Source organism: Rhodococcus sp. S3 (assembly GCF_058211795.1).
In genome coordinates, this window is the sequence record NZ_CM177074.1 from 3,150,467 (window position 1) to 3,172,060 (window position 21,594).

The 21,594-nt window shown below is 68.0% G+C and carries 20 protein-coding genes, 1 tRNA gene and 1 pseudogene; 15 read left to right on the forward strand and 7 right to left on the reverse strand.

Annotated features, from left to right (window positions below; all coding sequences use genetic code 11):
- Positions 1-75: 75 nt before the first annotated feature.
- From AC0LPE_RS14710 to AC0LPE_RS14730, 5 genes are read left to right on the forward strand one after another with little or no spacing between them, the layout of a single operon-like run.
- Positions 76-774 carry an HAD hydrolase-like protein gene (locus AC0LPE_RS14710; RefSeq protein ID WP_088897248.1) on the forward strand — a complete coding sequence of 233 codons (699 nt, stop codon included), beginning with the start codon at positions 76-78 and terminating at the stop codon, positions 772-774.
- Positions 764-1,234, forward strand: coding sequence for a low molecular weight protein-tyrosine-phosphatase (locus AC0LPE_RS14715; protein ID WP_016690841.1), 471 nt, complete (start codon positions 764-766; stop codon positions 1,232-1,234). Before AC0LPE_RS14710 ends, AC0LPE_RS14715 begins: the two co-directional genes overlap by 11 nt.
- 28 nt (positions 1,235-1,262) lie before the next feature.
- Positions 1,263-2,099, forward strand: coding sequence for an SURF1 family cytochrome oxidase biogenesis protein (locus AC0LPE_RS14720; protein WP_490604740.1), 837 nt, complete (start codon positions 1,263-1,265; stop codon positions 2,097-2,099).
- Positions 2,096-2,497, forward strand: coding sequence for a DUF5655 domain-containing protein (locus AC0LPE_RS14725; protein WP_016690843.1), 402 nt, complete (start codon positions 2,096-2,098; stop codon positions 2,495-2,497). The genes AC0LPE_RS14720 and AC0LPE_RS14725 overlap by 4 nt, the downstream gene beginning before the upstream one ends.
- Positions 2,498-2,532: 35 nt before the next feature.
- Positions 2,533-3,261 (forward strand): CBS domain-containing protein, encoded by a 729-nt coding sequence (locus AC0LPE_RS14730; protein WP_088897246.1) that lies wholly within the window; start codon positions 2,533-2,535, stop codon positions 3,259-3,261.
- 61 nt (positions 3,262-3,322) lie between these two features.
- Here AC0LPE_RS14730 and AC0LPE_RS14735 read toward each other — a convergent pair.
- From AC0LPE_RS14735 to AC0LPE_RS14745, 3 genes are all read right to left on the reverse strand, one after another.
- Positions 3,323-3,394: transfer RNA gene (locus AC0LPE_RS14735), tRNA-Val, on the reverse strand.
- A gap of 32 nt (positions 3,395-3,426) precedes the next feature.
- Complete coding sequence (locus AC0LPE_RS14740; protein ID WP_016693279.1) at positions 3,427-3,891, reverse strand: peroxiredoxin; 465 nt, start codon at positions 3,889-3,891, stop codon at positions 3,427-3,429.
- A gap of 31 nt (positions 3,892-3,922) precedes the next feature.
- Positions 3,923-4,345 (reverse strand): DUF3052 domain-containing protein, encoded by a 423-nt coding sequence (locus AC0LPE_RS14745; protein WP_016933310.1) that lies wholly within the window; start codon positions 4,343-4,345, stop codon positions 3,923-3,925.
- Between the two features lie 325 nt (positions 4,346-4,670).
- On the opposite strand from AC0LPE_RS14745, the gene aceE reads away from it, so the two are divergent.
- The 6 genes from aceE to AC0LPE_RS14775 all read left to right on the forward strand — a co-directional run bounded on the left by aceE (position 4,671) and on the right by AC0LPE_RS14775 (position 13,132).
- Entirely contained in the window at positions 4,671-7,520 is a 2,850-nt protein-coding gene (gene aceE, locus AC0LPE_RS14750; RefSeq protein WP_088897245.1) for a pyruvate dehydrogenase (acetyl-transferring), homodimeric type, read from the forward strand.
- 66 nt (positions 7,521-7,586) lie between these two features.
- Positions 7,587-8,909 (forward strand): PucR family transcriptional regulator, encoded by a 1,323-nt coding sequence (locus AC0LPE_RS14755; RefSeq protein WP_490604741.1) that lies wholly within the window; start codon positions 7,587-7,589, stop codon positions 8,907-8,909.
- 128 nt (positions 8,910-9,037) lie between these two features.
- Positions 9,038-9,955, forward strand: coding sequence for an ACP S-malonyltransferase (locus AC0LPE_RS14760; protein ID WP_088897295.1), 918 nt, complete (start codon positions 9,038-9,040; stop codon positions 9,953-9,955).
- A gap of 120 nt (positions 9,956-10,075) precedes the next feature.
- Positions 10,076-10,354, forward strand: coding sequence for a meromycolate extension acyl carrier protein AcpM (acpM, locus tag AC0LPE_RS14765; protein ID WP_016691373.1), 279 nt, complete (start codon positions 10,076-10,078; stop codon positions 10,352-10,354).
- Positions 10,351-11,607 (forward strand): KasA/KasB family beta-ketoacyl-ACP synthase, encoded by a 1,257-nt coding sequence (locus AC0LPE_RS14770; RefSeq protein ID WP_186455110.1) that lies wholly within the window; start codon positions 10,351-10,353, stop codon positions 11,605-11,607. The genes acpM and AC0LPE_RS14770 overlap by 4 nt, the downstream gene beginning before the upstream one ends.
- 91 nt (positions 11,608-11,698) lie before the next feature.
- The gene (locus AC0LPE_RS14775; RefSeq protein ID WP_016691371.1) at positions 11,699-13,132 is read left to right on the forward strand and encodes an acyl-CoA carboxylase subunit beta; all 1,434 of its coding nucleotides are present in this window, start codon (positions 11,699-11,701) and stop codon (positions 13,130-13,132) included.
- A gap of 112 nt (positions 13,133-13,244) precedes the next feature.
- On the opposite strand, the gene AC0LPE_RS14780 is transcribed toward AC0LPE_RS14775, so the two are convergent.
- The 3 genes from AC0LPE_RS14780 to AC0LPE_RS14790 all read right to left on the reverse strand — a co-directional run bounded on the left by AC0LPE_RS14780 (position 13,245) and on the right by AC0LPE_RS14790 (position 15,867).
- Positions 13,245-13,751 (reverse strand): DUF3145 domain-containing protein, encoded by a 507-nt coding sequence (locus AC0LPE_RS14780; RefSeq protein ID WP_088897242.1) that lies wholly within the window; start codon positions 13,749-13,751, stop codon positions 13,245-13,247.
- 123 nt (positions 13,752-13,874) lie between these two features.
- Positions 13,875-14,687: a serine hydrolase domain-containing protein gene (locus AC0LPE_RS14785; RefSeq protein ID WP_088897241.1), complete on the reverse strand. Its 813-nt coding sequence runs from the start codon at positions 14,685-14,687 to the stop codon at positions 13,875-13,877.
- A 52-nt stretch (positions 14,688-14,739) separates the two neighbouring features.
- Positions 14,740-15,867, reverse strand: a complete 1,128-nt coding sequence (locus AC0LPE_RS14790; RefSeq protein WP_016691368.1) for an NDMA-dependent alcohol dehydrogenase — start codon at positions 15,865-15,867, stop codon at positions 14,740-14,742.
- 168 nt (positions 15,868-16,035) lie between these two features.
- Between AC0LPE_RS14790 and AC0LPE_RS14795 the strand changes: the two genes are divergently transcribed.
- The 4 genes and pseudogenes from AC0LPE_RS14795 (at position 16,036) to AC0LPE_RS14810 (ending at position 20,595) form a co-directional block, all read left to right on the forward strand.
- Positions 16,036-17,688 carry an MBL fold metallo-hydrolase gene (locus AC0LPE_RS14795; RefSeq protein ID WP_490604742.1) on the forward strand — a complete coding sequence of 551 codons (1,653 nt, stop codon included), beginning with the start codon at positions 16,036-16,038 and terminating at the stop codon, positions 17,686-17,688.
- 144 nt (positions 17,689-17,832) lie between these two features.
- Positions 17,833-18,252 (forward strand): Zn-ribbon domain-containing OB-fold protein, encoded by a 420-nt coding sequence (locus AC0LPE_RS14800; RefSeq protein ID WP_016691366.1) that lies wholly within the window; start codon positions 17,833-17,835, stop codon positions 18,250-18,252.
- A gap of 34 nt (positions 18,253-18,286) precedes the next feature.
- Positions 18,287-19,357, forward strand: a pseudogene (locus AC0LPE_RS14805) (thiolase family protein).
- A 200-nt stretch (positions 19,358-19,557) separates the two neighbouring features.
- On the forward strand, positions 19,558-20,595 hold the full coding sequence (locus AC0LPE_RS14810) for an alpha/beta hydrolase (protein WP_490604743.1): 1,038 nt from the start codon (positions 19,558-19,560) through the stop codon (positions 20,593-20,595).
- 9 nt (positions 20,596-20,604) lie between these two features.
- Here the strand turns inward: AC0LPE_RS14810 and AC0LPE_RS14815 are convergent, their stop codons facing one another.
- The gene (locus AC0LPE_RS14815) at positions 20,605-21,456 is read right to left on the reverse strand and encodes an endonuclease/exonuclease/phosphatase family protein (protein WP_490604744.1); all 852 of its coding nucleotides are present in this window, start codon (positions 21,454-21,456) and stop codon (positions 20,605-20,607) included.
- Between the last annotated feature and the right edge of the window lie 138 nt (positions 21,457-21,594).

A 21,594-nucleotide genomic window follows, 5' to 3' on the forward strand; every position in this document is an offset into this window, starting at 1 on the left:
CTCCAGCTGGTCCGCTCTCTCCTACGCGCACGACCCTACGCGGCGGAAGACCGGACGAACGGGGAGAATGGCCCGGTGACCGTTCTCGCTGCCACCCAGCCGCTCGTGCTCCCCGCTCCCGTCGTCCTGTTCGATCTGGACGGCACGCTCACCGATTCCGCGACCGGGGTGATCAACGGGTTCCTCCACGCCGCCGAGACGACCGGTTTCGAGGCACCCGACGGCGACCTGCAGTGGCTGCTCGGACCGCCCATGCGCGACACCCTGCAGAATCTCGGACTCGACGAGGAGCAGGTCGCTGCGGGACTCGCCGCCTACCGGGACTACTACTCCGCGACCGGCTGGGCGGAGAACGCCGTCTTCGACGGCATCGACGCGGTGCTCGAGGCCGTGCGCGGGGCCGGGAGCCGCCTGGCGGTGGCGACGTCGAAGTCCCAGACGTTCGCCGAGCGGATCCTCGACCACTTCGGTCTGACCGGATACTTCGAGTTCATCGGGGGTGCGAGCGACGACGGCGCCCGGCGGCACAAGTGGGAGGTCGTCGCGCACAGCCTCACCGCTCTCGGGATCGAGCCGCAGGATGCCGAGGCCGGTGGCACGACCGGTGTGGTGATGGTGGGCGACCGCGAGCACGACATCCACGGTGCGGGCCGGTTCGGCATCCCCACGGTCTTCGTCGAGTGGGGCTACGGCACCGAGACCGAAGGTCGTGCGGCGGCGCGGACGACCGCCTCGGTCCAGGAACTGCGGGAGGTGCTCACGGGTGGACGCTGACGACCGCTTCCACGTGACCTTCGTGTGCACCGGCAACATCTGCCGGTCGCCGATGGCCGAGAAGATCTTCGCGGAGCACCTGCGGCGGGAGGGACTCGACGACCGGGTCCGGGTGAGCAGCGCCGGCACGCACGGCTGGCACGTCGGGTCGGAGGCGGATCCGCGCACCGACGCGGTGCTGCAGCGGCACGGCTATCCGACCGGTCACCGCGCCGCGAAGCTCGGTGCCGAGCACCTGTCGGCCGACCTCGTCGTCGCCATGACCACCACCCACGAGCGGGCACTGGCGCAGCTCGGTGTCCCGTCCGATCGCCGTGTGCTGCTGCGTTCGTTCGATCCCGACGCCGACGACGATTCGGTGCCCGATCCGTACTACGGCTCCCTCGACGAGTTCGAGCAGGTCCGCGAGCAGATCGAAGCCGCTGTTCCGGGCCTGCTCGAGCGGGTGCGGCAGCAGTGAGACGCACCTCACCGGCTACCGTGGATCTGTGCGCCGATTGACATTTCTCCTACGCCCCGGCTGGTTGGTCCTGGCACTGGTGGTCGTCGGCTTCGCCTACGCGTGCTTCACGGTCCTCGCGCCGTGGCAGCTCGGTAAGAACACGAGCACCGAGGACCGCAACAGCCGCATCTCTGCGTCGATGGCACAGGACCCGGTTCCCGTCGGCGAACTGCTGGGCGGCGACGGTCCGACGATCGAGGACGAGTGGCGCCGCGTGCTCGCGCAGGGCTCTTATCTGCCCGAGTCGGACGTGCTCGTGCGGTTGCGCAACGTCGAGTCGCGGCCGGCCTACGAGGTGCTGACCCCGTTCGTCCTCGATTCCGGTGGCACGATCCTGGTCAACCGCGGGTACGTGCGTCCCGTGCGCGGCACCGAGATCCCGGAGATCCCGGTCGCGCCGTCCGGCACCGTCACCCTCGACGCCCGCATCCGGATGTCCGAGGGAACGGTCGAGGACAAGGCCCCCTTCGTGGACGCCGGCTACCAGCAGGTGTACTTCATCGACGCCCCGCAGGTCGCGTCCATCACGGGTCTCGACCTCGAGGACGTCTACCTGCAGCTCGACGCCGATCAGCCCGGTGGTCTCGGCGTGATCCCGCTCCCCCAGCTCGACTCCGGCCCGTATTTGTCGTACGGCCTGCAGTGGCTGGCGTTCGGGATCATGGCTCCGCTGGGTCTGGGCTACTTCGTGTGGGCCGAGCTGCGGGAGCGCAGGAAGACCAAGGGTCAGCAAGACGGTGGTGACGCAGCCGGGGCCCCGGCGGAAGCGGCACCGCGCACCGCGAGCGAGAAGCTCGCCGATCGATACGGCCGGCCGCGGTGACCGAGCCGACCACCCTGCCCCGATTCGAGGAGCTCCCGATGTACGCGACCGTCGACGACTACCTGGCCGACAAGGATCCGGCCGCCGTCGATGTGTTCCGGCACGTGCGCGCCATGATCCTCGACCTCGGCGACGACGTCACCGAGCACGTCCACGCGTCGGAGATCTCCTGGTCGCGGGGTCGCCCGTTCGCGGCGGCGTTCGTCTACGCCTCGCGTCTCGAGGTGGCCCTGGACCTGCCGCGGCGCATCCACCACGCGACGCTGCGTGAGGCGTTCCCGAAGAAGGGGACGGTCACGACGCACCGCCTGAGCGTCTCGTCGGTCGACGAACTCGACGACCACTTCGTGGAGTTGCTCGACGTCGCCTACCGCACCGCGGCGGAACCGCGCGACTGACGCCCCACGGCTCCCTTCCGCACGAAGGAGACGAGATGGACGAGGTCAGCGGAGCGATCCGGTTCCTGTCGGCGTTCACGGCCATCGAGAACCACTTCAAGTGGCAGTTGCAGACGGACGAGGAGCACATGAGCTTCGTCCGGATGGCCAAGGAGTACGCCCGGCGTCACCGCACCCAGGTCGATCTGCCCGCCCTCCGGGCCTTCGCGGACCTGCGCAACGCGCTCGTGCACCAGGACTACTACGGGGGCAAGCCGGTCGCCGATCCGGTCCCGGAGGTCGTCGAGGCGATCGAGAGACTGCGCGACAGGATCATCGATCCGCCGAAGGTGCTGCAGGTCCTGCCGAGACGGGCACCCGCCGTGTTCGAGACGGGCACACCGCTGAATGAGGTGCTCGACGAGATCCGGCGCCACGACTACTCGCAGTTCCCGATCTACGAGGACGACACCTATCTCGGGTTGCTGACGACGAACTGCATCGCCCGGTGGCTCGCGCATCGTCTCGCGACGGACGAGATCGTCGAGGGCGAGACCGTCGGAGCGGCCCTGGAGTTCGCCGAACCACACGAGCGGGCCGCGCACCTGCCCCGCACCATCACCGTGCCGCAGGCGATCAAGAAGCTATCGCCGCCCGCGGGCGGGCAACTGCCGCCGACGGCGTTGATCGTCACGCACAGTGGCAGCGCGAAGGAACGGCCGCTCATGATCGTCGTCGCCGACGACCTGCCGACGCTCGTCGCGGCGGTGAATGCGGGACATTAGATCTGGGTGGATCCGACCCCGCTGAGCGGGGCTCGATCCACCGGAATCGCACAGAGGATTGTGGGCGCGGAGGGTTTCGAACCCCCGACCGCTGGTGTGTAAAACCAGAGCTCTACCACTGAGCTACACGCCCGAAAGACGGCGGCAGGTGCCGCCGACTTCGCATCAGGACTTTAGCGCGGCGAGCGCTCTGGCCCAAGCTCCCTGGTCACGGGCCTCTCCGGGCTGGTTCTCCTCCGCGAACTGCACGATGCCGTCCTTGTCGATGACGAACGTGCCGCGGTTGGCGAAACCGAACTTCTCGTTGAACACACCGTAGGCCTGCGCGACCTCGCCGTGCGGCCAGAAGTCGGACAGCAGCGGGAAGGTGTAGCCCTGCTCGGCCGCCCAGATCTTGTGGCTCGGCGACGGGCCGACCGACACCGCGAGAATCGCAGTGTCGTCGTTCTCGAAGGTGGGTAGGTCGTCGCGGACGGCGCACAGCTCGCCCTGGCAGACGCCGGTGAAGGCGAGCGGGTAGAAGACCAGGAGCACGTTCTTGCTGCCCCGGAAGCTCGACAGCGTCACTTCCTGGTTGTTCTGGTCCTTGAGGGTGAAATCGGGGGCTTCGGTGCCCACGGCGATCGGCATGCGTGTGGATCCTTACGTTCTGGGAGCCGGTTCAGCGGCGGGGACGGCCGGCCTTGGGCTGGACGAGGCGGCTGCCGATCCAGTCACCGAGGTTGGTGGCCGTGGTCTGGGTGAGGCCGGCCGTGGTGGCCGACTCGGCGATCTCGCTGGGCTCGACGTGATCGGGGCGACCGGTCTTGGGGGTGAGAACCCACACGACGCCCTCGTCGGCGAGGGGACCGATCGCGTCCATGAGGGTGTCCACCAGGTCGCCGTCGCTGTCGCGCCACCACAGCAGCACGACGTCGACGACCTCGTCGGAGTCCTCGTCGAGCAGCTCGGTACCGGTGACCTCTTCGATCGCAGCTCTCAACTCGTCGTCGGTGTCCTCGTCCCAACCGAGTTCCTGCACCACGTGGTCGTGAGTGATACCGAGCTTGGAGACATAGTTCTTGGCATCCGCCGCGGCGACCACGGTGGCTCCTCCTAAGGGTTGTGGTGCGCGAATCGGATCCGCGTACCGGCGTGACGATCAATTGGTCAAAGCGAACATCGTCGGAAGCCTCAACGCAACCCGAATCGCTGGGAAAAGCGGGAGAATCTTTGGAGAGGGACCCATTGCACCACCCCGCACCGTGTCCGATCCGTCCTGTTGGCCGGGCCACGGCGTGATCCTTCGTCGCGGATGGGGGAAGATGAGGGGTGCATCATGTTCAGATGTCGATTGCGTCGGCTCCCACAAGAGCCGGCCGACGGAGAGGGCGCTCCACCTACGCGCCCACCACGATGAGGAGCAGACGTTGACAGACCTGATCCACGGATCCGACTCCCGACAAGGCGCCGCACCGGGCGCGTCGGGACCGGGTTCCTCGGCCAAGCCGGCATCGACCAAGGACAATCGTGTCCGGGTGATCCGCGAGGGCGTGGCCTCCTACCTGCCGGATATCGATCCGGCGGAGACCGACGAGTGGCTCGAGTCGTTCGACGGGATGCTCGAGGCCGCGGGTCCCACCCGCGCGCGCTACCTGCTGCTGCGCATGCTCGAGCGTGCCAACGAGCGCAAGGTCTCCCTTCCCGCCCTGACCTCCACCGACTACGTCAACACCATCCCCACCGAGAGCGAACCGTGGTTCCCCGGTGACGAGGAGGTCGAGCGTCGCTTCCGCGCGTACATCCGGTGGAACGCGGCGATCATGGTCACCCGCGCGCAGCGTCCGGGTGTCGGCGTCGGTGGTCACATCTCCACCTACGCGTCGTCCGCCGCCCTGTACGAGGTCGGCTTCAACCACTTCTTCCGCGGCAAGGACCATCCCGGCGGCGGCGACCAGGTCTTCATCCAGGGCCACGCCTCCCCCGGTATCTATGCCCGCGCCTTCCTCGAGGGCCGTATCGGCACCGAGCAGCTCGACGGCTTCCGTCAGGAGCACAGCCACGCCTCGCTCGGCGGCGGCCTGCCGTCGTACCCGCACCCGCGCCTGCTCCCGAACTTCTGGGAGTTCCCGACGGTGTCCATGGGCCTGGGCCCGATGAACGCGATCTACCAGGCACGGTTCAACCACTACCTGCACGACCGCGGCATCAAGGACACCTCCGACCAGCACGTCTGGGCCTTCCTCGGTGACGGTGAGATGGACGAGCCGGAGTCGCGCGGCCTGGCGCACGTCGCGGCCACCGAGGGTCTCGACAACCTGACCTTCGTCGTCAACTGCAACCTGCAGCGTCTCGACGGCCCGGTGCGCGGCAACGGCAAGATCATCCAGGAGCTGGAGTCGTTCTTCCGCGGCGCCGGCTGGAACGTCATCAAGGTCGTGTGGGGCCGCGAGTGGGACGCCCTGCTGCACGCCGACAAGGACGGCGCGCTGGTCAATCTCATGAACGTCACGCCCGACGGCGACTACCAGACGTACAAGGCCAACGACGGCGCGTTCGTGCGCGAGCACTTCTTCGGCCGCGACCCGCGGACGAAGGAACTGGTCAAGGATCTGTCCGACCAGGACATCTGGAATCTCAAGCGCGGCGGCCACGACTACCGCAAGATCTACGCGGCGTACAAGGCCGCGATGGAGCACAAGGGTCAGCCGACGGTGATCCTCGCGCACACCATCAAGGGCTACACGCTCGGTAAGCACTTCGAGGGCCGTAACGCGACCCACCAGATGAAGAAGCTCACCCTCGAGGACCTGAAGTACTTCCGCGACCTCCAGCGGATCCCGATCTCGGACGAAGAGCTCGAGAAGGATCCGAAGATGCCGCCGTACTACCACCCCGGCTTCGAGTCGCCCGAGATCCAGTACATGCTCGAGCGTCGCCGGGCCCTCGGCGGCTTCCTTCCGGAGCGCCGCACCACCGCGAAGCCGTTGGCGCTGCCCGCGGAGAAGACCTACGACGTCGTCCGCAAGGGTTCGGGCAAGCAGGAGGTCGCCACCACCATGGCGACGGTCCGTGTGCTCAAGGAACTGTTGCGCGACAAGGAGATCGGCAAGCGTATCGTGCCGATCATCCCGGACGAGGCCCGTACCTTCGGTATGGACTCGTGGTTCCCGTCGCTGAAGATCTACAACCGCAACGGTCAGCTGTACACCTCGGTGGACGCCGATCTGATGCTCGCCTACAAGGAGAGCGAGGTCGGGCAGATCCTGCACGAGGGCATCAACGAGGCCGGTTCGACGGCGTCGTTCACGGCGGTCGGTACGTCCTACTCGACGCACGGCGAGCCGATGATCCCCGTGTACATCTTCTACTCGATGTTCGGTTTCCAGCGCACGGGCGACGGCCTGTGGGCGGCGGCCGACCAGATGGCACGCGGGTTCGTCCTCGGCGCGACCGCCGGTCGCACCACGCTGACCGGTGAGGGCCTGCAGCACGCCGACGGGCATTCACTGCTGCTCGCGTCGACCAACCCGGCCGCGGTCACCTACGACCCGGCCTTCTCCTACGAGATCGCCCACATCTTCCGCGACGGTCTGCGGCGGATGTACGGCGGCACGGACGGTGTCGACGGCTTCGGTGGCGAGGACGTCTTCTACTACATCACCGTCTACAACGAGCCGTACTCGCAGCCGGCCGAGCCGGAGGACCTCGACGTCGAGGGTCTGCTCAAGGGCATCTACCTGTACAAGCGGGGCCAGGAGTCGGGTCCGAAGGCGCAGATCCTGGTCTCGGGCGTGATGATGCCCGAGGCGCTGCGTGCGCAGGAGATCCTCGCCGACGAGTGGGGTGTGTCCGCGGACGTCTGGTCCGTCACCTCGTGGGGCGAGCTGCGTCGCGACGGTGTCGAGTGCGACCGGCAGGCGCTGCTGAACCCAGGTGAGGAAGCTCCGGTGCCCTATGTCGCGTCGGTGCTCAACGACGCTGCGGGTCCGTTCGTCGCGGTGTCCGACTGGATGCGCGCGGTGCCCGATCAGATCCGCAAGTGGGTTCCGGGCGACTACACGGTGCTCGGCGCCGACGGCTTCGGCTTCTCCGACACCCGTGGCGCCGCTCGCCGCGTGTTCAACATCGACGCCGAGTCCACGGTCGTCGCGGTGCTCTCGGCGCTGGGCCGCGAAGGCGCGATCGATCGTGAGAAGGCCGTCGAGGCGGCCCGCACCTACAAGATCGACGACGTGACGGCCGCTCCGGTCTCGATGGCGGACCCGGGCGTCGCCTGATCCGTCCGCCGGTCACGTCCGAGTGGCGTGACCGGCCGGCTCGCGGCCGCCGGGTACTTTCGTCCCATGGTCGACGAGCCGCAGCCCCGCCGGACCGGGCAGGTACCGGGCGTTCACAGGGAACGCCCGGTACCGCCGTCCCGTCCTCAGCGGGCACCGCTGCCCGACGCGCTGCTCCGTCGGGTCAAACAGTTCTCGGGGCGACTGTCCACCGAAGCAGTGCACGTCATGCAGGAGCAGTTGCCCTTCTTCGCCGATCTCGACGCATCGCAACGGTCGACCGTGCAGCTGGTCATCCAGACGTCGGTGGTCGACTTCCTCGAGTGGGTGCGCAATCCCGACAGTCCCGACAGCGACCTGCGGTTCAGCCTCGACGCCTTCCAGATGATCCCGCAGGATCTCGCCCGGCGCCTGACACTGCGTCAGACGGTGGACATGGTCCGCGCGGCGATGGAGTTCTTCGAGCAGTGGCTGCCGGCCCTCGCCCGCAACGAGGAACAACTCGTGGCACTCACCGAGGCGATCCTGCGGTACGGGCGCGAGCTCGGGTTCGCCGCCGCGGCGGTGTACGCGGGGGCGGCCGAGTCGCGGGGCGCATGGGACACGCGCCTCGAAGCCCTCGTCGTCGACGCCGTGGTACGCGGGGACACCGGGCCCGACATGCAGTCGCGGGCCGCGACCCTCAACTGGGACGCGACCGCCCCGGCGACGGTGATCGTCGGCACTCCCCCACCCGACCAGGGCGTCTCGGTGATCACCACCGTGCACACCGTCGCCCAGGAGCACGGTCGCGCCGCCCTCGCGGTGGTGCAGGGCGAACGCCTGGTGATGGTGGTCAGCGGGGAACTGCACGGGACGGTCGACGCAGCGAACTTCCGCACCGAGTTGATGCGCGCGTTCTCCGACGATCCCGTCGTGATCGGTCCGACGACACCGACGCTGGCGACCGCACACGTCTCCGCGGTCGAAGCGCTCGCCGGCATGGAGGCGGTCGTCGGATGGCCGGGAGCTCCCAGGCCGGTGCACGCCGCGGAGCTGCTGCCCGAGCGTGCGTTGCTCGGTGATCCCGGCGCGATCGCCGCGCTCGAGGACTTCGTCGTCGGTCCGCTGGCGGCTGCCGGGCCGTCCCTCGCGGACACGCTCGACGCATACCTCGACAGTGGGGGCGCTGTCGAGACTTGCGCCCGAAAGCTGTTTGTTCATCCAAATACCGTGCGGTATCGATTGAAGCGGATCACAGAAATAACGGGTCGGGATCCCACAAATCCCCGCGATGCGTACGTGCTCCGAATCGCTGCCACGGTAGGTCGCCTGGCACGAAGCCATAACGAATTGAGATCGCCTGCACCACCTGCCACTCGATTCACAATTCGCGAATCGGACACGTAACGTCTCCGACCTTTCGTCCGATAGCGAGCATCGACGTGCAGATTTGTGGGAACCCTACAAATCGAGGGGCAACCTTTCATCGCTACCGACATCTCGCAGGCACCCGCTCGCGGTGTTCCCTGGTGATCGTGATTTCGCTGCTTGCCCCCGGTCAGGGGTCTCAAACACCCGGAATGCTCGCCCCGTGGCTCGAGCAGTCCGGAGCGCGCGACCGCATCGACCAGTGGTCGCAGACGGCGGGACTCGATCTCGCGCGTCTGGGCACCACTGCCACCGCCGAGGAGATCACCGACACCGCGGTGACCCAGCCGCTCGTGGTGGCCTCCGCCCTGCTCGCCTTCGAGGATCTCGACCGTCGCGGCCTCGTGCCCGCCGACACGATCGTGGCCGGCCACTCCGTCGGTGAACTCGCCGCGGCCGCCATCGCGGGTGTCATCAGCGCCGACGATGCCGTCGCCCTCGCCGCCATCCGCGGAGCCGAGATGGCCCGCGCCTGCGCGCTCGAACCCACCGGAATGTCCGCCGTGCTCGGCGGTGCCGAGGACGAGGTGCTTGCGCGCCTCGCCGAGTTGGATCTGACCCCCGCGAACATGAACGCGGCCGGTCAGATCGTCGCAGCCGGGCGCCTGAGCGCGCTCGAGGAGCTCGCTGCGAACCCGCCCGAGAAGGCCCGCGTCCGCGCTCTGCCGGTCGCCGGTGCCTTCCACACCCGATTCATGGCACCCGCCCAGGACGCCGTGGCTGCCGCCGCGGCGAAGATCACACCTTCGGATCCGACGCACACGTTGCTGTCGAACTACGACGGCAAGCCCGTCACCTCCGGAGCCGACGCCCTCGAACGTCTCGCAGCCCAGGTCACCCGGCCCGTCCGGTGGGACCTGTGCACCGCCTCCCTGCGTGAAGCGCAGGTGAGCCGGATCGTCGAGCTTCCCCCCGCCGGCACGCTGGTGGGCATCGCCAAGCGCGAGATGCGCGGCACGCCCACCGTCGCCCTCAAGACCCCCGCGGAGATCTCCGCTCTGGCCGAAAGTCTTCAACTCGGTTAGGTTGCTGCGCGCGCCGTCGCACAGCACGGGCACCTCACCGGGACCTCCCCGGACCCCCGACCGGAAACATCCGGCCGGTTTCGAACGACATAGTCGACAGATCGAGAAGGGAGCCACATCGTGGCCGCCACCCAGGAAGAAATCATCGCCGGTCTCGCGGAGATCATCGAAGAGGTCACCGGCATCGAGCCCTCCGAGGTGACCGTCGAGAAGTCCTTCGTCGACGACCTCGACATCGACTCGCTGTCCATGGTCGAGATCGCCGTCCAGACCGAGGACAAGTACGGCGTGAAGATCCCCGACGAGGATCTCGCCGGCCTGCGCACCGTCGGTGACGCCGTGAACTACATCCAGAAGCTCGAGGCCGCAGGCGTTCAGGCCACGAACGACAACGAATGAGTTCTGCTGTGACCTCCCCTTCTCCTCGGGCGCTCCGCAACGTCGTCGTCACCAGCCTCGCGGCTACGACGTCGATCGCCGGCGACGTGGACGCCACCTGGAAAGCACTGCTGGCCGGTGAGAGCGGGATCGGCACCATCGACGGCGGATTCGTCGACGAGTTCGACCTCCCGGTGCGCATCGGCGGAACCCTGAAGGTCAGCCCCGACGAGGGACTGTCCCGCGTGGAACTCCGTCGCATGAGCTTCGTCGAGCGCCTCGCGCTCACCCTCGGACGCACCGTCTGGCAGAACGCCGGCAGCCCCGAGGTCGACCAGGACCGTCTCGGTGTGGTCATCGGTACGGGCCTCGGTGGCGGCGAATCGCTCATCGACGCCGTCGACAAGCTCCGTGACGGCGGCTACCGCAAGGTCTCGCCGTTCGCGGTGCAGATGATCATGCCGAACGGACCGTCGGCCACCGTCGGACTCGAACTCGGTGCCCGCGCCGGGGTCATCACCCCGGTCTCGGCGTGCTCGTCCGGATCCGAGGCGATCGCCAACGCGTACCGGATGATCGCCTTCGGCGACGCCGACATCGTCGTCACCGGTGGTGTCGAGGGTCAGCTGGACGCGGTCGCCACCGCGGGCTTCGCGATGATGCGGGCGCTGAGCACCCGCAACGACGACCCGAAGGGCGCCTCACGTCCGTTCGACAAGGACCGCGACGGTTTCGTCTTCGGCGAGGCCGGCGCACTGATGGTCCTCGAGAGCGAGGAGCATGCCAAGGCACGCGGAGCGACCATCCACGGTCGCATCCTCGGCGCCGGTATCACCTCCGACGGTTACCACATCGTCGCCCCCGATCCGGAAGGTACGGGAGCGGCACGGGCCATGCGGCGGGCGATCGAGACCGCCGGGCTCACCAAGGCCGACATCGGGCACGTCAACGCGCACGCGACGGCCACCCCGATCGGCGACGTGGCCGAAGCCAAGGCCATCAACGCGGCCGTGGGCAACCACGCCGCGATCTACGCCCCCAAGTCCGCGCTCGGTCATTCGATCGGTGCGGTGGGTGCACTCGAAGCAGTACTCACGGTCCTGTCTCTGCGTGACGGGGTCATCCCGCCCACGCTGAATCTCGAGAATCAGGATCCAGAGATCGATCTCGACGTGGTCAAGGGCGAACCGCGTTCCGGCCGGATCGATTTCGCGCTGAACAACTCGTTCGGTTTCGGTGGGCACAACGTGGCGCTCGCATTCGGTCGCGCCTGACCGTCGACGCCAGTCCGCCCCATGCGGTGGAGGCTCCGCCCGGAGCCTCCACCGCAGCCCACCACCACCGCGTCTGCCCGAGGAGTACCCGATGACCATCCTGGATCCAGCCACCCCGCGTGAGACGACGGTGGACCCGAGAGATCCGTTGGCCCGTCTCGAGAAACTGTTCGACCCGGGCAGCCTGGAACTGCTGCACACCCGCGACAAGTCGGGCGTCCTCGCCGCCGTCGGCGACGTCGACGGCATCCGCACCGTCGCATACTGCTCCGACGCCACCGTCATGGGCGGAGCCATGGGCGTCGAGGGATGCAAGCACATCGTCTCCGCCATCGACCACGCCATCGACCACGAGATCCCCGTGGTCGGCATCTTCCACTCCGGTGGTGCGCGTCTGGCCGAGGGCGTCGAGGCCCTCCACGCCGTCGGCCTGGTCTTCGAGGCCATGGTCCGCGCGTCCGGTCTGATCCCCCAGATCTCCGTCGTTCTCGGCTTCGCGGCCGGTGGTGCCGCCTACGGCCCGGCCCTGACCGACATCGTCATCATGGCTCCCGAGGGCCGCGTCTTCGTCACCGGACCGGACGTGGTCCGCAGCGTCACCGGTGAGCAGGTCGACATGGAGTCGCTCGGCGGCCCCGAGACGCACACCAAGAAGTCCGGTGTCGCCCACATCGCCGCGCACGACGAGGCCGACGCTCTGCACCGGGCGCGCCGCCTGGTGTCGATGCTGGCCGAGCAGGGCGAATTCGACGTCGCCGCAGCGGCGCTCGGCGACACCGACCTGCGGGCGCTGATGCCCGCCTCGCCGCGACGCGCATACGACGTCCGGCCGATCGTCCACCAGCTGCTCGACAACGTCGACGGCGAATCCGCCTTCGAAGAACTGCAGGCCGGCTGGGCCCGCAGCATCGTCACCGGCTTCGGCCGTCTCGGCGGCCGCACCGTCGGTGTCATCGCCAACAACCCGCTCCGCCTCGGCGGCTGCCTCAATTCCGAGAGCGCCGAGAAGGCAGCGCGTTTCGTGCGGATGTGCAATGCCTTCGGTGTTCCGCTCGTCGTCATCGTCGACGTCCCCGGTTACCTTCCCGGTGTGAGCCAGGAGTGGGAGGGTGTCGTGCGACGCGGCGCCAAGTTGCTCCACGCGTTCGCCGAGGCGAAGGTTCCCCGCGTCACGCTGGTGACGCGCAAGATCTACGGCGGCGCGTACATCGCGATGAACTCCCGGGCGCTCGGGGCCACCGCCGTCTACGCGTGGCCGGAGTCCGAGGTGGCCGTGATGGGCGCGAAGGCCGCTGTGGGCATCCTCCACAAGAAGGCCCTCGCTGCGGCTCCCGAGGAGGAGCGTGAGGCGCTGCACGACCGTCTCGCCGCCGAACACGAGGCGATCGCCGGTGGCGTCGGGCGCGCGATGGCGATCGGTGTGGTCGACGAGATGATCGATCCCGCCACCACGCGCAGCACGCTGGCCGCCGCGCTCGCTGCCGCACCCGCGGTTCGCGGTGGGCACAAGAACATTCCGCTCTGATCCGGACACAGCACGAGAACACCGGCATCGCTCCTCGGAGCGGTGCCGGTGTTCTCGTATCAGGAAGATGTGGGGTGCGTTCCGGTCGCGTCACCGGGGCGGCGGACCGCGGTCAGCCGACGTCCCGGCGGAGCCATGTCACCTGCGCGCCTTCGTCGCCGCTGCGGTACGGCTCGAGCTCTTCGTCCCATGCCGTTCCGAGGGCGCGGTGCAGTTCGCTCGTGACATCGGCGGAGGACAGCATGGCGCGTAGACGCATCTCTCCGACGACGATGTCGCCGTTGGCGCTGGTGCACCCGCGCCACAGACCCAGTCGGGGGACGTAGCTGAAGCGTTCGCCGTCGACGCCCTCGCTGGGGTTCTCGGTGATCTCGAAGCGGAGCATCGGCCACGACCGCAGCACGTCCGCGAGTCGCGCGGCCGTGCCCACGGGCCCGACCCAGTCGACGCAGGTGCGCAGCAGCCCCGGTGCGGCGGGCTGGCCCGTCCACGAGAGATCGGGCCGGCAGTCGAGGATGTCGGCCAGTGCCCACTCGATGTGCGGGCACACGGCCGCCGGTGAGGAATGGACATAGATCACCCCCGCCGTGGCATCCGCGAATTGGTTGGATGCGCGCATACATTCACCTCCGATTCGACCAGGACGTCTTCCCCAACGACCTTCGTCGATCAAGGCTTCTCCATGCAGGCTGCGTACAAGTGTGCCCGTGTGGCGTGTGTTTCGCCAGCGAACCAGAGAGGTTTATGTGAATTCGGTGATGATCGCGTCTCCGAGGGCAGGCCAGAGCGGTTTCGCCCAGTCTCCGAACGCACGATCAGTAAGTACCACAGCGGCGACGGAAATTTCGGGATCTACCCAAATGAAGGTGCCCGACTGACCGAAATGACCGAAAGTGCGCGGTGAATTACCGATGGCGGTCCAATGCGGATTCTTCTCACCGCGGATCTCGAATCCGAGGCCCCAGTCGTTGGGCTTGAACATCCCGTAGCCGGGCACGAGTCCGTTCAGACCCGGGAACTGCACGCTGGTCGCCTCGGCGAGGGTTTCGCGCGAGACCAGCACGGGGTCGAGCAGCTCGCGCGCGAACAACGCGAGATCGGCGACCGAGGACTGCGCCCCGTGACCGGCCGGCCCCGGCAGGGACGAGGACGGCATGCCGAGCGGCTCGAAGACCGCCTGCCGGAGGTATTCCGGGAACTCGATACCGGTTTCCGTCTCGACGAGTTCGGCGAGCACCTCGAAGCCCGCACTCGAGTAGATCCGCTTGCGTTCGGGTTCGGTCTGCACGGTGCGCTCACCGAACGCCAGACCCGAGGCGTGGGCGAGCAGATGGCGCACCGTCGACCCCTCGGGGCCCGCGGGCTGATCGAGCTCGATCGCGCCCTCCTCGACGGCCACCAGCGCGGCGTACGCCACGAGCGGCTTCGTCACCGATGCGAGGGGGAAGACCTCGTCGAGGTCTCCCCTGGACGCGACCGTTCCGCCGTCGCGGGTCACCACCGCGGCGGCGGAACGGTCGACAGGCCAGTCGCTGAGCAGATCGAGGCTGTGCACGCGATCAGCCTACGAGACGGCCCGGCGGGGCGAGGTCACCGGTCGGAACCGGTCACCAGTCGGCTTCGGTGTAGCGGATGACGCCGCGGATGTTCCTGCCCTCGAGCATGTCCCGGTATCCGTCGTTGATCTGCTCGAGGGTGTAGGTGCGCGTGACCATGTCGGCCAGGTTCAGCTGACCGGACTTGTACAGGTCGAGCAGGTTCGGGATGTCGACGCGGGCGTTGCACCCACCGAAGATGTTGCCCTTGAGGTCCTTCTGCAGCATCGAGAACAGGAACGAGTTCAGCTTGACGTCCATGTCGGACATGTAGCCCATCGCCGTGACGACGCACCGGCCGCCCTTGGCCGTGAGGGTCAACGCGGGATCGACCAGTTCACCCTTCATCTCGCCCACCGTGATGATCGTCGAGTGGCACATGCGGCCCCACGTGATCTCCATGATCGGCACGATGGCCTCCTCGATGGAGGCGTAGGTGTGCGTGGCACCGAACTTCAGCGCCTGCTCGCGCTTGAACGGTTCCGGGTCGATCGCGAAGACGTGACGCGCACCGGAGGCCACGGCGCCCTGCAGGGCGCTCATGCCGACGCCGCCGACGCCGATGATGGCAACCGAGTCGCCGGCCTTGACCTCGGCGATGTTCGTCGCCGAACCCCAACCGGTGGGCACGCCGCAGCCGACGAGCGCGGCGAGCTCGAACGGCACGTCCTTGTCGATCTTGACGACCTGGCTCTGGTTGACTGTCATGTACGGCGAGAAGGTACCGAGCAGGCACATCGCGATCACGTTCTGGCCGCGCGCCTGGATGCGGTAGGTGCCGTCGGAGATCGCCTGGCCGCTGAGCAGTCCGGCGCCGAGATCGCACAGGTTCGAATGCCCCGAGGCACAGGACGGACACCGCCCGCACGCGGGGATGAAGGACAGCACGACGTGGTCGCCCACCTCGAGGCCCACCACTCCCTCACCGACCTTGGTGATCACGCCCGAACCTTCGTGACCGCCCATGGCGGGGAACGACGGCATCGGGGTTGCGCCCGTGACGATGTGGTGGTCGGAATGGCACATGCCGGCGGCTTCCATGCGGATCTGCACTTCGCCCGCGACGGGATCGCCGAGTTCGATCTCCTCGACCGACCACGGTTCGTCGATGCCCCACAGCACTGCACCCTTGGTCTTCATCTGGCTCGCCCTCCATCGCATTGCCGGTTGTGCACGTGACGATAGACACAATCGCACAGAATTGGAACAGGTTCTAGCCCTCGTCCCGGTCCGGTCGACATGCGACCGCGGATACCGTGGGACCCGAGCACCGCGGGTCCCCACCGCCCGACCGTCCGAGGAGATGCCGTGCCCGACAATCCGGAACTCACCTTCCACGGCGCGGCGAGAACCGTCACCGGCTCGTGCGCGATGATCGAACTCGGCGACGCCCGCATCCTGGTCGACTGCGGGATGTTCCAGGGTTCGCGCAGCCTCGAGAAACTCAACGTCGCAGAGTTCGCGTTCGCTCCGGAGTCGATCGACGCGGTGATCCTCACCCACGCGCACATCGACCACTGCGGGCTGCTTCCCAAGCTCGTCGCGCGCGGATTCGGGGGCCGCATCTTCTGCACCGCACCGACGGCCGAGCTGCTCTCGTTCATGCTCGCCGACTCGGCGCGGATCCAGGAGTTCGAGGCCCAGCGCCGCAATCGGCGCCGCGACCGCGCGCACCGGCCGAAGTTCCACCCGATCTACACCGAGGAGGACGCCCGACTCGCCGCCTCACGCGCCCGCCCGGTCCCACTCGAGGAGTGGTTCGAGCCGGCACCCGGTTTCCGGGTCCGCCTGTGGAATGCCGGACACATCCTGGGATCGGCGTCGGCGGAGATCGAGGCCGGTGGTGTGCGCATGTTGTTCTCGGGCGATCTCGGCCCGGAACAGAAGGCCTTCCACGCCGATCCGGAAGGCCCGACCGGACTCGACCACGTCGTCTGCGAATCCACCTACGGGGACCGCTCGCGCCCTCGGCTCACGATCGCCGAGCGCCGCGACCTCCTTGCCCGGGAGGTGAACGAGGCACTCGAGCGGGGCGGAAATCTGATCGTGCCCTCGTTCGCCCTCGAACGCACCCAGGAGTTGTTGCTCGACATCGGATACCTGCTCGACGACGAGCGGATTCCGGGGGTGCCGGTCTTCGTCGACTCCCCGCTCGCGATCCGCGCCACCGATGTCTTCGCCGCGCATGCCGAAGAGCTCGAGGACCTCGACGGCCGGAACGTCTTCCGCCATCCCGGCATCCGGTACACCGCCGAGGCCGAGGAGTCGATGCGGATCGACACCTACCGACGCGCGATCATCATCGCGGCCTCCGGGATGTGTGAGGCGGGACGGGTTCGGCACCACCTGCGGAACAACCTCGCCCGCTCCGACTCGACGGTGCTCTTCGTCGGCTACCAGGCGCAGGGCACGCTCGGCAGGGTGATTCTCGAGGGTGCCTCGAAGGTCCGGATCTCGGGTGAGGACATCGACGTCCGGGCGCAGATCCGGTGGATCGACAGCTACTCCGCGCACGCCGACCGCGGTGAGCTGGTGCGCTGGGTCGGGCACCGCGCGCCGATCTCCGGCACGGCCTTCCTCGACCACGGCGAGCCCGATGCGCTCGCCGCCTTCACGGCGTCGCTGCACGGACTCGATGCGGACCTGAACGTGGTCGTTCCGGAGATCGGTGCGCGATACAAGCTCGTGGCAGGTGGCCCGGCCGAGTACGTCGCGACCGTCGCACCGCCGGCGCCGGTGCACGTCGGCCGCGACTGGCAGAACGAGTACGCCGAGTTCGCCACCGGTCTGCGCGACCAGCTGCTCGAGATCGACGACCCGCGAACCCGGGAGCGCGCGATCGCCGCGATGCGGAAGGTGCTCGACGAATACCGCACGGGTGCCCCGCCCCCGGAGGAGCACCGACGCCACTCGAGGCCGGGCCGACGCAAGCCACCACCTCGTCGGAGGCGCCGTTTCTGAGCCGATCCCTCCACCTTCCGCGAGAATCGTCTCGCGCGATATGCATCCTCTCATTGTAGAGAATGGCATTTCCGTCTAACGTGATCCTCATGTTCGACCGCGGCGAGGGCCGCCGCATCGGCATCGGACAACGGAGGACGAACCATGACGACGAAGGCGCTCGCGCCCGACGTATCCACGTGGCCGGCAGAGAACCCGCAGCTCATCGGCAGCCGCTGCGACGACTGCTCCGCGACCACGTGGCCCACCCAGCCGCGCTGCCCCCGGTGCAGCGGGGCGAACATCTCGGAACTGCTGCTGCCGCGTCGCGGCACGCTCGTGGCATGGACCACGCAGGGCTTCGTGCCGAAGCAGCCCTACGCGGGCAACGAGACGGCGGCGACCTTCACGCCCTTCGCGTTCGGCCTCGTCCAGCTCGACGACGTGGTCCGCGTCGAGGCCCGCCTCACGGAGACCGACCCCGAGAAACTGCGCCCGGGTATGGAGCTCGAGCTCACCTTCGTCCCCTTCTACACCGACGAAGAGGGCACCGACATCGTCACGTGGGCCTTCGCGCCGATCTGATCCGCACACATCCCATCGAGGAGTTCCCGACATCATGAACGACGTTGCCATCATCGGGGTGGGCCTTCACCCGTTCGGTAGATTCGGCGCCAAGTCGGCCATCGAAATGGCCGCAGACGCAATCCAGCTCGCGCTCGAGGACTCGGGTGTCGCCTGGAAGGACATCCAGTTCGGCATCGGCGGCAGCTACGAGGTCGACAACACCGACGCCGTCACCCGCCTCGTCGGCCTGACCGGCATCCCCTTCACCAACGTGTTCAACGCGTGCGCGACGTCCGCCAGCGCGATCGAGCAGACCGCCGACGGGATCCGTTCCGGCAAGTACGACATCGGCATCGCGGTCGGCACCGACAAGCATCCCCGCGGCGCCTTCACCGCCGATCCCGCCATGCTCGGCCTGCCCGCCTGGTACGCCGAGAACGGACAGTTCGTCACCACCAAGTTCTTCGGCATGAAGGCGAACCGCTACGCCATCGAACCATAACATCTCGCACGAGACGCTCGCGCGGGTCGCCGCGAAGAACTACCGCAACGGCAGCCTCAACCCGAAGGCCTTCCGCCGCACGGAGTTCGGCATCGAGGAGATCCTGTCGTCCCCGATGCTCAACTACCCGCTCACCGCGAAGATGTTCTGCGCGCCGGACGAGGGCGCCGCAGCGGTGATCATGTGCCGCGGCGACCTGGTGTCGAAGTACACCGCCAACAAGCCGGTCCATCTGCGCTCCACCGCGATTCGCACGCGCACCTACGGCGCGTACGAGGTCCACGCGACGTGGGCGTCGGTCGAGGAGGACGTCTCCCCCACCGTCTACGCCGCCAAGGCCGCCTACGAAGCCGCCGGGATCGGCCCCGAGGACGTCGACGTCGCCCAACTCCAGGACACCGACGCCGGCGCGGAAGTGATCCACATGGCCGAGACCGGCCTGTGCGCCGACGGCGACCAGGAGAAGCTGATCGCCGAGGGCGCCACCGACAGGTCCACGAACTGGTGCTGCAGTTGCGCGGCCAGGCCGGCGAGCGGCAGGTTCCGGGCGAACCGAAGGTGGGCCTCGCCCAGGTCTACGGTGCACCCGGCACCGCCGCCGCGTCGATCCTGTCACTCTGAGTACCACGTGATTGTTCGAAAGTTCGGCCACCGCACGAGATCCCGAGCGCGGTGTCCGAACTCGTCCCGCGGCCACCGCGAGTCCGGAATCACAGCACCCCGGGGCGCTTTTCGCAACCGGAGGAAGGTACTGTCCAGCTCAGCGGGTCGAGCGTGGGGGAACGACTCATCAGCATCAATTCGAGTCGAGGAGTTCATCCGTGCGCCGATCCGTCGCGTCCCGTCGTGGCTTCCGCAGCCTTGCGATCGGTCTCGCAGGCCTGTCGGCACTCGTGTTCGGCACCGCCACCGCGCACGCCGATCCCGAGCAGCCCGACGCCGAACCCACCACCGCCTATGTCGACGGCGTCGACGAGGTGACCGACCAGCACTGGACGGTCCGCGTCTACTCCCCCGCCATGGACACCATCGTCCCGCTCGACGTCCTGCGACCGGCCGATCCGAGCGAGCCCCGGCCGGTCGTCTACGCCCTCGGCGGCGCGGGCGTCGGCGTGATCGACGGCACCGGATGGATGGAGAGCAGCGACATCGCCGAGTTCTTCTCGGACAAGAACGTCAACGTCGTCATCCCCGCCACCGGCAACTTCAGCTACTTCACCGACTGGGATCTCGACGATCCGGTCCTCGGTCGCAACCAGTGGCAGACCTTCCTCATCGAAGAACTGCCGCCCGTCGTCGACGAACTGCTCGACACCGACGGCAAGCAGTCGATCATCGGGATGTCCATGAGCGCCGGCTCCGCGCTGGACCTCGCGATCCAGAGCGGCGACCTGTACTCCGGCGTCGCGTCCCTCAGCGGATGCGTCCGCACGAGCGATCCGGTCGGTCAGCTGTACGTGAGGCTCGTCGTCGAGCGTCGCGGCAAGGGCAACGTCGAGAACATGTGGGGTCCGGCCGACGGTCCGCGCTGGGCCGAGCACGACGTCTACCTCAACGCGGAAGGCCTGCGCGGCAAGGCCTTGTACCTGTCGAGCCGCAACGGTCTGCCCGGCCCGTACGACATCCCCGGCCAGGAACGAGCGGCCGGTGAGTCGTTCGCGACGCAGATCGTCGCCGGCGGAGCGATCGAGGCCGCCACGAACGCCTGCACGCGTCAGCTGGTGGACCGGCTCGAAGCGCTCGACATCCCGGTCACGGCCGAACTCGATGCCGACGGCACGCATTCGTGGGGTTACTGGGAGGACGACCTGCGCAAGGCATGGCCGATCCTCGCCGAATCGATGGGCGCCGAGGCCTGATCCCCGACGTCACGCACCGGGATTCAGCCGGATCCGGGCGACCACCGCGCGGTGGTCTGCCCCGGGCAGCTCGACGGGCTCGAATGTGATTGCCGTCCCGTCCGCGACGAGGATGTGGTCGATCGCGACGAGCGGTGTGCGCCGCCGGTCCGCGGGGTAGGTACGCACCGCACCGGCCCCCGCCTGCTCGGCAGCATCGGCGAACCGCCCCGACAGCAGAGCGCGGAATTGCGAGTGACCGTAGGTCGCGTTGAAATCGCCGCCGGCGACCCCCGGGATGTCCGCGCGGAACCGCTCGAGGATCTCTCGCAACTGTGACAGTTCGGCAGCCCAGATATGGGTACCGAGCACGGGCGGCACGGGGTGGAAGGCGTGAATCGCGAGCGGCCCTGCGCCCGGGACGTCCGCGATCACAGAAATCTGGTGGAACACGAACCCGTCGTGCTCGACCGTGTCCGAAAGCGGGAAGCGGCTCCAGATTCCCGTTCCCGACGCCAGCCGTCCGGGAACGAGATACCGATAAGGCAACAGACCGTCGAGACCGGCGCGGGTCAGGGCACCGGCCGCAGCGGACGTGAGTTCGTCGACCGTGAGCACGTCGACGTCCCGCTCCCGCACTCGTGCGACGAGGACGTCGGGATCGGCACCTCCCTGGAACAGGATGTTCGCCTGCATCACCGTGACTTCCGGCCCGTCCCTGGGCACGGCCGTTGCGATGTGGAGGGGCGCCTGCGTCCAGATCGCTGCCACGGCCACCGCGACCGACACGAGGACAGCGACCCAGCGACGACGAGCCGCCAACACCACCGGCCCGACCAGTGCTCCGACCATCAGATACGGGGCGCCGGACGCTGTGAGCACGAGCGGTCGTGCCGACGACGTACTGAAATAGAGTGCGAGGCCGACCGCACCTGTCGCGGTCGCTGCCCACCCGAGAACATCTGCTCCGAGCCGGAGCCACTTCGTCGTCACCTTCGCCAGACAACCATGCCGCGGGTC

Excerpts from the sequence above, each read along its gene's own strand:
- AC0LPE_RS14800 (WP_016691366.1), top strand. The coding sequence starts at position 17,833 with ATGACGACGAAGGCGCTCGCGCCCGACGTATCCACGTGGCCGGCAGAG.
- AC0LPE_RS14790 (WP_016691368.1), bottom strand. The coding sequence starts at position 15,867 with ATGAAGACCAAGGGTGCAGTGCTGTGGGGCATCGACGAACCGTGGTCG.
- AC0LPE_RS14755 (WP_490604741.1), top strand. The coding sequence starts at position 7,587 with ATGGTCGACGAGCCGCAGCCCCGCCGGACCGGGCAGGTACCGGGCGTT.
- AC0LPE_RS14780 (WP_088897242.1), bottom strand. The coding sequence starts at position 13,751 with ATGCGCGCATCCAACCAATTCGCGGATGCCACGGCGGGGGTGATCTAT.
- AC0LPE_RS14770 (WP_186455110.1), top strand. The coding sequence starts at position 10,351 with ATGAGTTCTGCTGTGACCTCCCCTTCTCCTCGGGCGCTCCGCAACGTC.
- AC0LPE_RS14740 (WP_016693279.1), bottom strand. The coding sequence starts at position 3,891 with ATGCCGATCGCCGTGGGCACCGAAGCCCCCGATTTCACCCTCAAGGAC.
- AC0LPE_RS14730 (WP_088897246.1), top strand. The coding sequence starts at position 2,533 with ATGGACGAGGTCAGCGGAGCGATCCGGTTCCTGTCGGCGTTCACGGCC.
- AC0LPE_RS14775 (WP_016691371.1), top strand. The coding sequence starts at position 11,699 with ATGACCATCCTGGATCCAGCCACCCCGCGTGAGACGACGGTGGACCCG.